13 protein-coding genes are annotated in these 13,419 nt (G+C 67.0%); 7 read left to right on the forward strand and 6 right to left on the reverse strand.

Annotated features, from left to right (window positions below; translation table 11 throughout):
- Positions 1 to 28: 28 nt before the first annotated feature.
- On the reverse strand, positions 29 to 1,405 hold the full coding sequence (locus MRS60_RS06595; protein WP_243565417.1) for an ATP-binding protein: 1,377 nt from the start codon (positions 1,403 to 1,405) through the stop codon (positions 29 to 31).
- Positions 1,406 to 2,131, reverse strand: a complete 726-nt coding sequence (locus tag MRS60_RS06600; RefSeq protein WP_034183314.1) for a response regulator — start codon at positions 2,129 to 2,131, stop codon at positions 1,406 to 1,408. It lies immediately after the preceding gene.
- Positions 2,132 to 2,377: 246 nt separating this feature from the next.
- Here MRS60_RS06600 and MRS60_RS06605 point away from each other — a divergent pair, with 246 nt between their 5' ends.
- Positions 2,378 to 3,124: a MipA/OmpV family protein gene (locus tag MRS60_RS06605; RefSeq protein WP_175750015.1), complete on the forward strand. Its 747-nt coding sequence runs from the start codon at positions 2,378 to 2,380 to the stop codon at positions 3,122 to 3,124.
- A gap of 322 nt (positions 3,125 to 3,446) precedes the next feature.
- Positions 3,447 to 3,776: a hypothetical protein gene (locus MRS60_RS06610; RefSeq protein WP_243565418.1), complete on the forward strand. Its 330-nt coding sequence runs from the start codon at positions 3,447 to 3,449 to the stop codon at positions 3,774 to 3,776.
- Between the two features lie 282 nt (positions 3,777 to 4,058).
- Here MRS60_RS06610 and MRS60_RS06615 read toward each other — a convergent pair whose 3' ends face one another.
- The 3 genes from MRS60_RS06615 to MRS60_RS06625 all read right to left on the reverse strand — a co-directional run bounded on the left by MRS60_RS06615 (position 4,059) and on the right by MRS60_RS06625 (position 8,107).
- Positions 4,059 to 5,273, reverse strand: a complete 1,215-nt coding sequence (locus MRS60_RS06615; RefSeq protein ID WP_034183317.1) for a transglycosylase SLT domain-containing protein — start codon at positions 5,271 to 5,273, stop codon at positions 4,059 to 4,061.
- Between the two features lie 411 nt (positions 5,274 to 5,684).
- Positions 5,685 to 6,845 (reverse strand): porin, encoded by a 1,161-nt coding sequence (locus MRS60_RS06620; RefSeq protein ID WP_034183318.1) that lies wholly within the window; start codon positions 6,843 to 6,845, stop codon positions 5,685 to 5,687.
- Between the two features lie 371 nt (positions 6,846 to 7,216).
- Positions 7,217 to 8,107, reverse strand: coding sequence for a LysR family transcriptional regulator (locus tag MRS60_RS06625; protein ID WP_105390652.1), 891 nt, complete (start codon positions 8,105 to 8,107; stop codon positions 7,217 to 7,219).
- Between the two features lie 112 nt (positions 8,108 to 8,219).
- Between MRS60_RS06625 and MRS60_RS06630 the strand changes: the two genes are divergently transcribed.
- On the forward strand, positions 8,220 to 8,645 hold the full coding sequence (locus MRS60_RS06630; protein ID WP_034183320.1) for a VOC family protein: 426 nt from the start codon (positions 8,220 to 8,222) through the stop codon (positions 8,643 to 8,645).
- A 131-nt stretch (positions 8,646 to 8,776) separates the two neighbouring features.
- Positions 8,777 to 9,361 (forward strand): flavin reductase family protein, encoded by a 585-nt coding sequence (locus MRS60_RS06635; protein WP_175750011.1) that lies wholly within the window; start codon positions 8,777 to 8,779, stop codon positions 9,359 to 9,361.
- 39 nt (positions 9,362 to 9,400) lie between these two features.
- On the opposite strand, the gene MRS60_RS06640 is transcribed toward MRS60_RS06635, so the two are convergent.
- Positions 9,401 to 10,297, reverse strand: a complete 897-nt coding sequence (locus MRS60_RS06640) for a LysR family transcriptional regulator (protein WP_217590388.1) — start codon at positions 10,295 to 10,297, stop codon at positions 9,401 to 9,403.
- A gap of 97 nt (positions 10,298 to 10,394) precedes the next feature.
- On the opposite strand from MRS60_RS06640, the gene MRS60_RS06645 reads away from it, so the two are divergent.
- The 3 genes from MRS60_RS06645 to MRS60_RS06655 are packed head-to-tail and all read left to right on the forward strand — an operon-like array spanning position 10,395 to position 13,402.
- Entirely contained in the window at positions 10,395 to 11,693 is a 1,299-nt protein-coding gene (locus MRS60_RS06645) for a CitMHS family transporter (RefSeq protein ID WP_243565419.1), read from the forward strand.
- A 39-nt stretch (positions 11,694 to 11,732) separates the two neighbouring features.
- Complete coding sequence (locus MRS60_RS06650) at positions 11,733 to 13,091, forward strand: acyclic terpene utilization AtuA family protein (protein WP_243565420.1); 1,359 nt, start codon at positions 11,733 to 11,735, stop codon at positions 13,089 to 13,091.
- Positions 13,091 to 13,402, forward strand: coding sequence for an AtuA-related protein (locus MRS60_RS06655; protein ID WP_034183467.1), 312 nt, complete (start codon positions 13,091 to 13,093; stop codon positions 13,400 to 13,402). The genes MRS60_RS06650 and MRS60_RS06655 overlap by 1 nt, the downstream gene beginning before the upstream one ends.
- Positions 13,403 to 13,419: the final 17 nt, after the last annotated feature.

A 13,419-nucleotide genomic window follows, 5' to 3' on the forward strand; every position in this document is an offset into this window, starting at 1 on the left:
GGGCGGGGTGGTGCGCCGCCCGTGTGCGTTATCGCAGCGGCGCGGCCGTGTTCGTGCCGTCGCCGGGCGCGCCGGCGTGCGTGAGCTCTGCCGTCACGTCGAAGAGACTGTCCGGCAGCGTTCGCGCGGGCAGCGTGATCACGAAGCGTGCGCCGCCGAGCGGCGAATCCTCGAGCCGCACGTCGCCGCCGTGCACCAGCGCGACGCGCCGCACGATCGCGAGTCCGAGCCCGAAGCCGCCGGTCTGCCGGTCGCGGCTGGAGTCGAGCCGCTGGAACGGTTCGAATACGCGGGCGCGCTCGGCGGCCGGAATGCCGGCGCCGTCGTCGTCGACGCTCAGCACGAGCGCGCCGGACCGGTCGCCGGCAGCGGCCAGCAGCACCTTGCGCGACGCGTAGCGCGCGCCGTTGCGGATCAGGTTCAGCAATGCACGCGCGACGAGCTTCGGATCGCACACGTGGGTCGCGGGCGTGCCGAGCGTCGACACGTCGAGCACGATCCCGCGATCGGCGATGTCGTTCGCGACGTTGCCGGCGACGCTGTCGATCAGCGCATCGACGACCACCTCCATCGGCACGAGCTGGCTCGCACCCTGTTCGAGGCGGCCGATCGTCAGCAACTCGGTGACGAGCTCGTCGAGTTCGCGCACGTCGCGCCGCAGCGCGTCGCGGCGTTCGCGCATCCGGTCGGTTTCGTCGGGTTCGGCGAGCAGCGCGAGCCCGAATTCGAGCCGCGCGAGCGGCGTCTTCAGTTCATGCGAGATGCCGTGCATCATTTCGCGCTGCTGCTTGATCGATGCCTCGATGCGCTCGGCCATGTCGTTGAACTGCTTCGACAGCTCGTCGATGTTCGACTTGCCCGACAGCTTCACGCGCGTCGACAGCGCGCCGGCGCCGAATGCGCGCGCGGCTTCCTGCAATTTGCGCAGGTCGCGCCAGTGATAGTGAATCCAAAGCACCACCGCGAACAGCGTGGCGAGCGCGAGCAGCAGGTACGCATAGATCTTGATGTCGAGATCGGATGCCTCGACAGGGCGCGCGTGCAGCACCGAGCCGTCCGCGAGCGGCATGTAGTAATCCTTGCCGTTGTAGCTGATCGCGATCCTGCCGGCATCGAGATCGCGCAGCGGCGCACCGCTCAGTTGCGCGCGGGCGGCGGCCATCGACAGGAAACCGAACCCTTCGTTGCCGTGTTTCGCGAGCTCGCGCAGCGCGAGCAGGCGCTGCCCGCCCGGATGGCGTTCGAGGTAGTCGTTGAGCACGAACGAGTAGGTCGTCAACGAGTCGCGCTGCGCCTGCGTGACGCGCTCGTAGAAGATCCGGTCGAACGACAGCTGGATGAACACGATCGACGCGGCGACGAACAGGATCACGACGAGGTACAGCCTGATCAACGGACGCAGCATTTATTCGTCCCACGCGGAAGGGCTGAACAGGTAGCCGCGGCCCCAGATCGTCTTGATCTTGTGCGGCTCAGATGAAGCATCCTCGAAGCGGCGGCGCAGCTTCGAGATGCCGGAATCGACCGAGCGGTCGAGTCCGTCGAACTCGATTCCGCGCAATTGCTTCAGGATGTCGTCGCGGCTCAGCACGGTGCCGGCCGCGCGCGCGAGGATCAGCAGCAGGTTGAATTCGGCAGTCTTCAGGTCGACCGGCTCGCCGCGCCACGTGACGGTGCGGTTCGGCGGCGAGATCGACAGTTCGCCGAACACGAGCGCTTCGGGTGCGGCAACCGGCGTTTCCGCTGCGACCGGCTGCGCGCGGCGCAGCAGCGCGCGAGCGCGCGCGACGAGCACGCGCGGCTCGATCGGCTTCGTCACGTAGTCGTCGGCGCCCGTCTCGAGGCCCGCGACCTGGTCGTAGACGTCCGCGCGCGCGGTCAGGATCAGCACGGGAATGTTGGTGAACGCGCGGATGCGCCGGCAGACTTCCATGCCGTCGAGGTTCGGCAGCATCAGATCGAGTATCACGAGGGCCGGCTGGTGCTCGCGTACCGCCGCGACGGCGAGGTCGCCGCGCCGCACGACCGTCACCGCGAATTCATAGCCGTCGAGATATTCGCGGACGAGCTGCGCGAGGCGGTCGTCGTCCTCGATCAGCAGTACACGGTATTTGAGCGGATTGTCGTTCATTTTCTCCTCAGTATGCACGCACGATCTCGTACCCCGGCAGGCCGGTATGCGGCGCGGCACGCGAATTCTATCCGGCGTACCGGCGGCCCGGGCAGCGGTACGACAATCTCGAACAATCGAACACAGTTGAGCACAGATTCGCCGCAGATTCAGGACAGTCTGCGCGCAAGGCGGCACCTAGACTGCGGGCTCCGTCACTCTTATCTCAATATTGTGCGCCCAACTCTCCGCCGCTATCGCTATTGCATGCCGCTCGCCGGCCTGACCCTCGCTGCCGCCGCCCATGCGGAAAACCAGTATTCGATCTCGCTCGGCGGCGGTTTCGCGCCGCGCTACCAGGGCAGCAACCAGTATCGCGGCGTCGTCGCGCCGTCGTTTTCCGCGACGTTCGGCAACGGCTTCTTCATCGACGCTACGCAGGGCGCCGGCTACCGGCTGGACCTGCCGCACGGCGTGTTCGTGTCGGCGGCCGTGAGCTACGATGCGGGCCGCGCGGACGAGAACCGCTTCGACCTGCCGGGCTCCGACTACCTGAAGGGCATGGGCCGGATTCCCGGCTCGGTGCTGGTCGGCGTGCGAGCGGGCGTGACGCTCTTCAATGCGGCCGAACTGAGCGTCACGATCGACACGCCCGTGACGCACACGTCGCGCGGCGTATCGGGACACATGGATCTCGCGGTGCCCGTGCTCAAGACCGCGCAGCACGAGATCGTCGTGACGGGCACCGTGCACGCGGGCTCGGGACGCTATACGCAGACGTTCTACGGCGTGACCGATGCACAGTCGATGACGAGCCGGTTCAGGCCGTATTCGACGAGCGGCGGGATCGACAGCGCATCGATGGCGGTCGCGTGGAACTGGAACCTGTCGCGGCACTGGTCGGTGCTCGCGACCGGCGGCGTGACGCGACTGCTCGGCCGCTACGGCGACAGTCCGATCGTCCAGTCGCGCAGCAACTACTACGGCATTGCGGGCGTGACCTACAAGTTCTGAACCGGTCGCCGATGGCGATCGCGAATGCCAAGTCGCGCTGGCGGGCAGAGGCCCGTGCGATCGAACCGTGCGCACCGCTCGATGCGCCGGCGCCGCGTCGTAGCGGCCGATCGCGTGCGGTAACATTCAGGCGGCTTCGGCGTCAGGCCGAGCCCGTGACTCCGGTACGCCGAATCGGCGCGGCCGGGGTGCGCGAGGCCGCGGTTCGCCGGCCGGCATCCGTCGGGAAACGGCTGGCGACGCGCGGAACCGATCATGCATGTGACGCCCGGCCGGCGAGGAACGCCGCATTTGCCCCGCCGGGTGCGACAGGGAGAAATCGATGAAGAAGACGATCGCGATGATGATGGCGCTGGTTGCGGGCGCAACTTTTTCGGGATGCGCGGACATGAACACGAAAATCACGAGCTCGGGCGGCTCGCCGGCGAGCGGCGGGCAGGCGGGCGCGTCGCAGGCATGCAAGGCGGACGCGGCGCAGGACGATGCGCTGGTCGGCAAGACCGAGGCCGATACGGTCGCGCAACTCGACGGCTGCCTGTGGCGCGTGCTCGAGCGCGACGGCAAGGCGTTGCCGGGCACGATGGATTACCGACCGGAGCGCCGCAATCTCGGCATTCGCGACGGGAAGGTGATCTGGGTGCGGCGCGGGTGATGGGTTGCGCCGGCGGCGGGTTCGCTGCGGTTGCAAGGTCACGCCGGCGCGGACGGTGAAACTGTCATGGGTGTTCGCGCAACCGCTGGCCGACATCCAGCGTGGCATCCGGCGGAGCACAAGACGATCGACGTGACGATTCCGCGGCCGGAATCGTCGGCGTCGCGTTATCTGCGCGTGTATTTCAGGAAGAACGGCATTGGGTGGGCGACATGAACGCGCCCGAACTGCCGCCGACCCGCGAGAAATGATCGCCGCGACACGCGGGCGATCGAGCGCGCGTTACTTCGAGATGTACCACAGCGCATCGGTACTGACGCGCGACGGCTGAGCCGGCGCCTGAGCCGGCACGGCTGGCGGTGTGTTCGACGTCACGGCCGTCGGCAGCGTGGCCGGAATATTCGACGTCGATGGCGATGCGGCCGACGATCCCGACGTCGACGGCGTGTTCAGATACCAGAGCGCATCGGTCGATGCCGTGCGCTTTGCCGCCGAATTGGCCGCTGTAGTCGCTGCCGCATCGGCGGACTTCTTCGAATGCGAAGCGGCAGCCGTCGCCGCACCGGGCCGCTGCGCCGTCGTACCCGTCTGCGCGGTCATGCCTGCGCCCCCGGCCGCGCCACGCTGCGCGCGCGCCTCGAACGGCCCGAGCTGGAAGATCAACGTTTGCGCAGGGCGCGTCAAAACGGCATACGGAAACTGCAGCTCCCACGACATCAGCACGCGGCCCGACGACGTTTCGGTGAAGATCGCCGGCACGTGCTTCATGTCGCTGAACTGCACGTAGATCCGCGCACCGTCGTCGAAGACCTGGGTCGGCTTCGCCTGGTCCGCGCCCGTGACCGACCATCCGAAGTTGTACGTACCGGCCGGGCCGGCGGGGCCGCCTTGCGGTGGCGGCGGCGGGGCCGACGATATCGTGCGCGGACGCGTGACCTGCTGCGGGGCGGACACGCTCAGGCTCGCGAACGGGTTGTACGCCTGGTTCTGCTGCGGCGGCGTAAAGGACGGTGGAAGGATGGGCATGGGAGTATCCGGCGAATCCGGCATGGTCCGGATTGCATCATAGACCTTGCGCGCATACGCGAGGCGCTTGTCGGGCGACGCGGAGTTGTACGCGCCGATCGCGTTCCAGTTGGGGCCGAGCTGGCGGATGTTCTGCGACAGGATCCACGCGCCGACATACGCGTTCGTGCATGCATCGAACAGGCTCTCCCGCGTGATGCCTTCGCGCGCGAGCGTCGGCAGCCATGTGCTGTTGATCTGCATCAGGCCGATGTCGACCGTGCCGTTCGTATTGGTGTTGACGGCGTTCGGATTCATCCCCGATTCGACCTGCGCGATGCCGCGCATCAGGGCGACGCTCACGTGCTGGAACGCGGCCGCGTCGTCGAGGCAATCGGCGCGCGCGACGCCGTGCAGCGCGCACGACATTGCAATCGTCGAGGCGATCTTCAGCGTTTCGCGGCTGATCGAACGGGTTGTCTGACACGGCATGGCAGGATGGGGCGGAATCCGGCCGCCCGATGCAAGGAAATGACGAGAGACGCGAAGTTTGCCATAGCGAGCAGACAAATGGCTCGCGTCAAACTTTCCTTTGCAATTGCCCGGGTGCTCGTCTCGCCTTTTTATCGCGTCGGATCAGCGGTCGCGACGAAGTCGGATCGGTAAAAATAGCCGCCTTTTCGGCGAATGCCGGTGCAGTGGCGACGCGCTGAATACTGACGCATCGCGTCAGTCATGCCGGGAAAACGGCGCTGAATCAAGCGGAATGGAAATCGCCCGGCAATCGGTGTCCGGGCCGGAAAGGGCGATGAAAAGACGACCGAAAGACAACGGCGGCCGAAGCCGCCGTGCGAGTGCATGCGGTTCCGGCCGGCCGCGCGGTGCGCAACCGGCCGCTTCGCATCAGAAGCGGTGACGCAGGCCGAGGTTGACCATCGTCTGCGAGCTCGTGCCCGCATAGCCGTACGAACCGATCGATGCCTGCGCGGCCATCGAGCCGCCGTTGCCGTCGCCGGTCTGGCCGCTCGCGTGCTGGTAGGCGGCGGTCAGGTAGACGTCGGTGCGCTTCGACAGGTTGTAGTCCGCGCCGGCCGATACCTGGTGATAGGTGGCCGACGTGTCGCCGCCCGAGCGCGTGTAGCTGTAGCCGACGCCGACGAGCAGCGCGTTCGTCGCCTGGTAGTTCACGAAGCCTTGCCCCGTGTTGTAGTGCTCGTTCGAGCCGAACACCGAGCTCGCGTCGCGGCGGTACTGCGCGTTGCTGTAGCCGAGGCCGAACGTGAACGGGCCGGCGACGTACTGGCCCGCGATGCGCGCGATGCCGATCGAGTGCGCGCTTGCATAACCGTTGTTGATCGGGCCGTCAAACGTGCCGTCCGACGAGCTGGTCCAGCCGCTGCGCGGGCCGTTCGACGCGGGGCTGTTGGTCGCGTGGAAGTAGCCGCCCGCGACGCTGAACGGGCCGTTGTTGTACGACACGGCGGCCGAATACGACTGCGCGGAGCCCGTGCTGCCGGCAATGCCGCCGAACGAGTACATCGCCGCGAACTGCAGGCCCGAATAGACGGCCGACGTGTACTTCACCGCGTTGTCGACGCGGAAGCTGTTGTCGTAGTTGTCGACGTCGCCCGGCGTCGCGAACGCGCTGCCGAGATAGTTGTCGGCGGTGATGCCCTGCACGAGGTCGACGAGCGGATCGTACTGGCGGCCGAACGTGAGCGTGCCGTAGCGGTCGCTCGCCAGGCCGACGAACGCCTGACGGCCGAACAGGCGGCCGCCCTGACCCTGCCGGCCGTTGCTCGGGTCGAAGCCATTCTCGAGCTGGAACAGCGCCTTCAGCCCGCCGCCGAGATCCTCGGTGCCTTTCACGCCCCAGCGGCTGCCGGCCAGGTTGCCCGCGCTGCTGTTGCCGAGCATCCACGCGTTGTCCTTGCCCTGCGCATGGTTCACGTAGGTGATCGACGTGTCGATCACGCCATACAGCGTGACGCTCGACTGCGCATGCGCGACGGGCATTGCCGCGAATGACGCGACGGAAATCAGCGAGAGGGTCGTGCGTTTCATTTCATCTCCTTGCGCATTGGCTTGTGTTCGCGATCCGGAATGGCAGGAGACTACAGGTCAGGAATAAAACGGCAAAAATGAAATTCTCTTTTGTTGGTTGAGGAAGACAGATACGTACTGCGGAATTCATTATTGAGGGATCTGAATTATTGAAAATCGCGTATCAATTGGTTGTAATTTCGAGATTTCGCTACTTCGTTGTGCGGATTTCGTTAATAATTTGCGGCGATTCTCAGGGGGATCGCGGCGATCGGGATATTGTTATCGATCCGTCAATTAATTATTTAATGAACCGAATTGGTTGGCTGTATTGAATGTGTTAGCGCAGCGCCGTTCGTGTCCGCAACGACCACGCCGTCGCCGGGCAAGACTCAGGCCGCCTGCGACGGCGGGCGCCGCCGCGACGCCTCTTCGATCAACCGGGCCAGCAGTTGCGCGGGCTCCGACATCGTCCGCCGCGCGCGATGCACGAGCCCGATATCGCGGTGAAACGTGTGGTGTCCGAGGTCGATCGCACGCACGCCGGCCGGCCAGCGGCGGTACACGGCGGTCTGCGGCACGATCGCGATGCCGACGCCGTTCTCGACCAGCTTGACGATCGCGTCGAGCTCGTCGAGTTCGCAGGTGTCGCGCACCGCGATGTGCATCTTCCGCAGAAACCGATCGACCTGCCGGCCGCCGAACGACGCGCGGTCGTAGCGCACGAACGGCTCGTTCGCGAGCAGAGCGGCCCAATCCTTGCCCTTCACGCCGCGCGGCACGATCAGCCGGAACGGCTCCTGCGCGAGCGTCGTCCAGTGCAGGTCGCTCTGCAGCGAAAACGGCGGCCGGATGATCGCGGCCATGTCGATCTCGCCCGCATCGACGCGGTTGACCAGCTCGATCGACAGTCCCGGTATCACGCGCGTGCGGCACGCGGGATGCCGGCGATGGAACTCGGCCAGCGCGGCCGGCAGCAGCGCGCTCTGTACCGACGCGATCGCGCCGATCGTCACGCGCACGGCGGCCGGCGAGCCGGGCGCGGTCGAGCTCAGGTTCTCGTACTGGCGGATCAGCGCCTGCGCCTGGCCGAGCACGTGATGGCCCATCTCGTTGAGACGGGCCGAGCGGCCTTGCCGGTCGAACAGCGCGAAGCCGAGTTCGGCTTCGAGGCGCTGCATCTGCGCGCTGACGGCTGCCTGCGTCAGTCCGATACGGTTGCCCGCGGCCGCGAACGTGCCTTCGCGGGCGACGGCGACGAGGGTTTTCAGCTCGCGGATCATTGATCAATTCCGTTTGTGAATCACAAAACTATATATTGATTTAATTTTTGCCTGGCGTTGTCTACCATGGTGCGGTCCTCGCGCCACGCGAGCGTTCCTTCACGAGGCAACCATGAGTCTTTCCCCGTTTCACCTGGCGATTCCGGTCTACGACCTGCCGGCCGCGCGCGATTTCTACGGCCGTGTGTTCGGGCTGGAAGAAGGGCGTTCGAGCACGCAGTGGGTCGACTTCGACTTCTACGGGCACCAGCTCGTGATTCACGAGCATCCGAAGACGGCGTCGCAGGAAGGCGCGCATACGAATGCCGTCGACGGTCACGACGTGCCGGTGCCGCATTTCGGGATCGTGCTCGACTGGGCGAGCTGGGAAGCGCTGGCCGAGCGATTGAAATCGTTCGGCGTCACGTTCGCGATCGAACCGTATGTGCGGTTCAAGGGGCAGGTCGGCGAACAGGCGACGATGTTCCTGTTCGATCCGTGCGGCAATGCGCTCGAGTTCAAGGCGTTCCGCGATATCGGGCAACTGTTCGCGAAGTGATGCACGGGGCCGTCGGCGCCGATTGAAATTGGGTGCGAGAATGCGGCCTTCGCCGGGCCGCGCGCAAGAGCTCCGGCAGGCGCCGCGCCGCACGGCATCCGTCCGTGCGTGCCGTTCTCCAAGGAACCCGTATGGACAGTCACATCGCTCCGGTGGAGCTGAAGAAAGCCTACCGCCTCCTCAATCACGGCCCGACCGTGCTCGTGTCGGCCCGCCACGACGGCGTCGACAACGTGATGGCCGCCGCGTGGGCGTGCGCGCTGGACTTCCTGCCGCCGAAGCTGACGGTCGTGCTCGACAAGTCCGCGAAGACGCGCGAGCTCGTCGAGCGCAGCGGCACGTTCGTGATCCAGGTGCCGACGGCCGCGCAGTTGCAGCTTACGCACGCGGTCGGCAGCCACAGTCTCGCCGAGCGGCCGGACAAGCTGCGCGAAGCGGGCGTCACGCTGTTCGACGTCGACGGCCATGACCTGCCGTTCGTCGCCGGCTGCTCGGGCTGGCTCGCGTGCAGGCTGATTCCCGAGCCGCACAACCAGCAGACCTACGACCTGTTCATCGGCGAGGTGGTCGCTGCGTGGTCGGACACGCGCGTGTTCCGCGACGGCCACTGGTATTTCGAATCGGCCGATCCGGCGCTGCGCAGCCTGCACTACATCGCGGGCGGCAATTTCTATGCGATCGGCGAATCGCTGCACGTCGATCCGGACGCGCAATAAGCGTTACGCAGGCTTCCTTTCCCGGTCCGGGCGCGCGGTTCACGCGCGCTTTTTCAATTCCGCCAGCATCGCTTCGGCGAATGCCTGCGCGACGCGCGGCAGCGTGCGGCCGCGCTTCGTGACGAGCGCGATCGGCCGCACGAACGCGGGATCGTCGATCGGCTTCGCGACCAGCTCGGGTTCGGCGCGCACCTCGCGCGCGGTCGCGGGCAGGATCGTCACGCCGAGGCCGCCGCGCACCATCGCGACGGCCGTCATCATGTAGGTCGGCTCGCACGCGATGTCGGGCGTGCAGCCGGCCGACTCCAGCGCGGTGTCGACGACGCTGCGCACGCTCGTGCCCTGCGCGGTCAGCACGAGCGGCACGCTCGCGACGTCGGCGGTGCTCACGCGGCGCTTGCGCGCGAGCGGATGATCTTTCGGGCACACGACGACGAGCCGGTCGGCGCCCGTGTACAGCACTTCCAGCGACGCATCGAACGCATCGCCGCCCGTCAATCCAAGATCGGCTTCCTCGTTGCGCACGAGCGAGGTGACGAGGCTCGCGACGCCGTCGCGAATCTCGAAGCCCGCGCGCGGCACGTCGCGCCGGAACGACTGGATCAGCTCCGGCAGCACGCTGGACGCGAAGGTCGGCAGGCATGCGAGCCGCACCGTGCCGCTCGCGCCTTCGCCGAGCGCGCGCGCATCGCGCAGCACGCGCTCCATGTCGTCGAGCGAGCGCTGCAGCAGCGGCAGCAGCTCGCGCCCGGTCTGCGTGAGCGCGACGCTGCGGCTGTTACGGTCGAACAGCCGCGCGCCGACGATTTCCTCGAGCCGGCGAATCTGCACGGTCAGCGCCGGCTGCGACAGGTGCAGCCGCGCGGCCGCGCGCGTGAAGTTGCCGGCGTGCGCGACCGTGACGAACGCGCGGATGTCGCGAAGGTTCAGATCCATAACGATTCGTGATTGCTGCGATCAAATCATTTCAATTGTGCTATTGCTGCGCCGACCTTACGCTCGTCTCCAACAAAAGACAAGGTAGGAGACACGGATGCTGCCGTTACTCGGGCTTGGCACGATCGTCGTGCTGCTGGCCGCGATTCTGTCGAAGCGGATGTCGCCGCTCGTCGCGCTGATCATCGTGCCGATCGCGGCGTCGCTGCTCGGCGGCTTCGGGCTGCACACCAGCAAGTTCGTGATCGACGGGCTGAAGGGCCTCGCGCCCGTGGTCGGGATGTTCGTGTTTGCGATCCTGTATTTCGGGACGATCACCGACGCCGGCACGCTCGACCCGATCATCGATCGCATCCTGCGCGCGGTCGGCACGCGGCCGACGCGCATCGTGATGGGCACGACGCTGCTCGCGCTGCTGATCCATCTCGACGGCTCGGGCGCCGTCTGCTTTCTCGTGACGATTCCGGCCGTGCTGCCGCTGTACGACCGGCTGAAGATGGACCGGCGCGTGCTGGCCGCGGCCGTGTCGATGGCCGCGGGCATCAACTTCCTGCCGTGGACGGGGCCGATGATCCGCGCGTCGGCGTCGCTGCACCTGCCGGTGTCGGCGCTGTTCAATCCGCTGATCCCGGTTCAGGCGATCGGGCTCGTGTTCGTGTTCGGCGTCGCGTACTGGCTCGGGCGGCGCGAGGAGAAGCGGCTCGGCCTCACGAGCGACGATGCATCGATCCCGCTGCCGAAGCGCGAACTGACGCCCGACGAGCAGGCGCTGCGCCGGCCGCACCTGTTCTGGTTCAACCTCGTGCTGACGCTCGTCGTGCTCGGCACGATGGTCGTGATGGGCGAGAAGATCCCGCCGGCGATCATGTTCATGGTCGGACTGTGCATCGCGCTGATGGTGAATTACCCGGACGTCGACATGCAGAGGAAACGGGTCGATGCGCATGCGCGCGCGGCGCTGATGATGGCCGGCATCCTGCTCGCGGCCGGCGTGTTCACGGGGATCATGCAGGGCAGCGGGATGCTGAAGGCGATGGCGCAGGCGGCGGTCGGTTTCGTGCCGCCGTCGATGGCCGGCCATATTCCGGTGGTGCTCGGCCTCGCGTCGATGCCGCTCAGCATGCTGTTCGATCCCGATTCGTTTTACTTCGGCGTGCTGCCGGTGATCGCGGAGGTGGCCGGCCAGCTCGGCGTGCCGGCCGTACAGGTCGGACAGGCCGCGTTGCTCGGCCAGATGACGACCGGGTTTCCGGTCAGCCCGCTGACGCCCGCGACGTTCCTGGTGGTCGGCTTGTGCGGCATCGAACTGGCCGAGCATCAGAAATTCACGTTCCCGCTGCTGTTCGGCGCCTCGATCGTGATGACGATCGCGTGCGTCGTGCTGGGCATCTTTTGATTTTTCCCGGCGGCGCGCCCGCCGGACGATGGTACGGACATGACAGCAAAGCAACCTGAACGGCGCGTGCGCATCGGCGCGGGCGCCGGCTACTCGGGCGACCGGATCGAGCCCGCGGTCGAACTGGCCGAGCACGGGCAGCTCGACTATCTCGTCTTCGAATGCCTGGCCGAGCGCACGATCGCGATCGCGCAGCAGGCGCGCCGCAAGGATCCGGCGCTCGGCTACGATCCGCTGCTCGACGCGCGCATGCGTGCGGTGCTGCCGATCGCCGTGCCGAAGGGCGTGCGCATCGTGTCGAACATGGGTGCGGCGAACCCGCTCGCGGCGGCAAGACGTACCGCGCAGATCGCGCAATCGCTCGGTATCGCTCAATTGAAAGTCGCGGCGGTCGAAGGCGACGACGTGCTCGACGTCGTGCTGCGCGGTGCGTTCCGTTTCGAGGAATCGGGCGACGAAGTCGCCGCGTATCGCGACCGCATCGTGTCCGCGAACGCGTATCTCGGCGCCGCGCCGATCGTCGACGCGCTCGCGGCCGGCGCGGACGTCGTGCTGACCGGGCGCGTCGCCGATCCTTCGCTGTTCGCCGCGCCGCTGATCCACGCGTTCGGCTGGCGGATGGACGACTGGGACACGCTCGGGCAGGCGACGGTCGTCGGCCATCTGCTCGAATGCGCGGGGCAGGTGACGGGCGGTTATTTCGCCGATCCCGGCTACAAGGACGTGCCGGATCTCGCGCGGCTCGGGTTCCCGATCGGCGAAGTCGCGGCCGACGGCTCGGTCGTGATCACGAAGGTGGCGCACGCGGGCGGCCGCGTGAGCGCGGCGACCTGCAAGGAACAACTGCTCTACGAGATTCACGATCCGGTGCGGTATCTGCAGCCCGACGTCGTCGCGGATTTCACGCGCGTCGCGGTTGCCGAGGAAGCGACCGATCGTGTACGCGTGACGGGCGGGCGCGGCACCGCGCGGCCCGATACGCTGAAGGTGTCGGTGGCTTACGTCGACGGCTACATCGGCGAAGGCCAGATCTCGTACGGCGGCCCCGGCGCGCTCGAACGCGCGCGGCTCGCGCTCGACATCGTCCGCGAGCGGCTGGTGCTGACCGGCGTCGCGGCGACCGAGTTGCGCTTCGACCTGATCGGCGTCGATTCGCTGTATGGCGACGCGACGCCGGCCGTGCACGGCGAGCCGGCCGAAGTGCGCGTGCGGGTGGCCGGCCGCGCGGCGAGCGCCGATGAAGCGGCGCGGATCGGCAACGAAGTCGAGACGCTCTATACGAACGGGCCGGCCGGCGGCGGCGGCGCGTTCAAGTCGACGCGCGAGGTGATCGCGGTGCAGTCGGTGCTGCTGCCGCGCGCGGCCGTGACGCCGTCGTTTTCATTCGTGGAGGCATGATGCAACTGCGTGAACTCGCGCATGCGCGCACCGGCGACAAGGGCAATACGCTGAACGTGTCGGTCATCTGCCGCGATCCGCGTCATTACGATCATCTACGCACCCATCTGGATGCCGGCAAGGTGAAGGCGTGGCTCGCGGGCATCGTGCACGGCGATGTCGTGCGCTACGAATTGCCGGCGCTGGGTGCGTTCAACTTCGTGCTGCGCGATGCGCTCGGCGGCGGCGTGACGCGCTCGCTCGCGCTCGATGCGCACGGCAAGTCGGTCAGTTCGGCGTTGCTGGCGATCGAGGTGCCCGACCCGGCGTGACGGACGACATTGGCACC

The organism is Burkholderia pyrrocinia (assembly GCF_022809715.1).
GTDB lineage: Bacteria > Pseudomonadota > Gammaproteobacteria > Burkholderiales > Burkholderiaceae > Burkholderia > Burkholderia pyrrocinia_C.

Bases quoted from the DNA above. Each gene is read 5' to 3' on its own strand.
- MRS60_RS06645 (WP_243565419.1), top strand. From the start codon at position 10,395: ATGCTGCCGTTACTCGGGCTTGGCACGATCGTCGTGCTGCTGGCCGCG.
- MRS60_RS06595 (WP_243565417.1), bottom strand. From the start codon at position 1,405: ATGCTGCGTCCGTTGATCAGGCTGTACCTCGTCGTGATCCTGTTCGTC.
- MRS60_RS06625 (WP_105390652.1), bottom strand. From the start codon at position 8,107: ATGATCCGCGAGCTGAAAACCCTCGTCGCCGTCGCCCGCGAAGGCACG.
- MRS60_RS06650 (WP_243565420.1), top strand. From the start codon at position 11,733: ATGACAGCAAAGCAACCTGAACGGCGCGTGCGCATCGGCGCGGGCGCC.
- MRS60_RS06640 (WP_217590388.1), bottom strand. From the start codon at position 10,297: ATGGATCTGAACCTTCGCGACATCCGCGCGTTCGTCACGGTCGCGCAC.
- MRS60_RS06610 (WP_243565418.1), top strand. From the start codon at position 3,447: ATGAAGAAGACGATCGCGATGATGATGGCGCTGGTTGCGGGCGCAACT.
- MRS60_RS06655 (WP_034183467.1), top strand. From the start codon at position 13,091: ATGCAACTGCGTGAACTCGCGCATGCGCGCACCGGCGACAAGGGCAAT.
- MRS60_RS06620 (WP_034183318.1), bottom strand. From the start codon at position 6,845: ATGAAACGCACGACCCTCTCGCTGATTTCCGTCGCGTCATTCGCGGCA.
- MRS60_RS06605 (WP_175750015.1), top strand. From the start codon at position 2,378: ATGCCGCTCGCCGGCCTGACCCTCGCTGCCGCCGCCCATGCGGAAAAC.
- MRS60_RS06615 (WP_034183317.1), bottom strand. From the start codon at position 5,273: ATGCCGTGTCAGACAACCCGTTCGATCAGCCGCGAAACGCTGAAGATC.
- MRS60_RS06600 (WP_034183314.1), bottom strand. From the start codon at position 2,131: ATGAACGACAATCCGCTCAAATACCGTGTACTGCTGATCGAGGACGAC.
- MRS60_RS06630 (WP_034183320.1), top strand. From the start codon at position 8,220: ATGAGTCTTTCCCCGTTTCACCTGGCGATTCCGGTCTACGACCTGCCG.
- MRS60_RS06635 (WP_175750011.1), top strand. From the start codon at position 8,777: ATGGACAGTCACATCGCTCCGGTGGAGCTGAAGAAAGCCTACCGCCTC.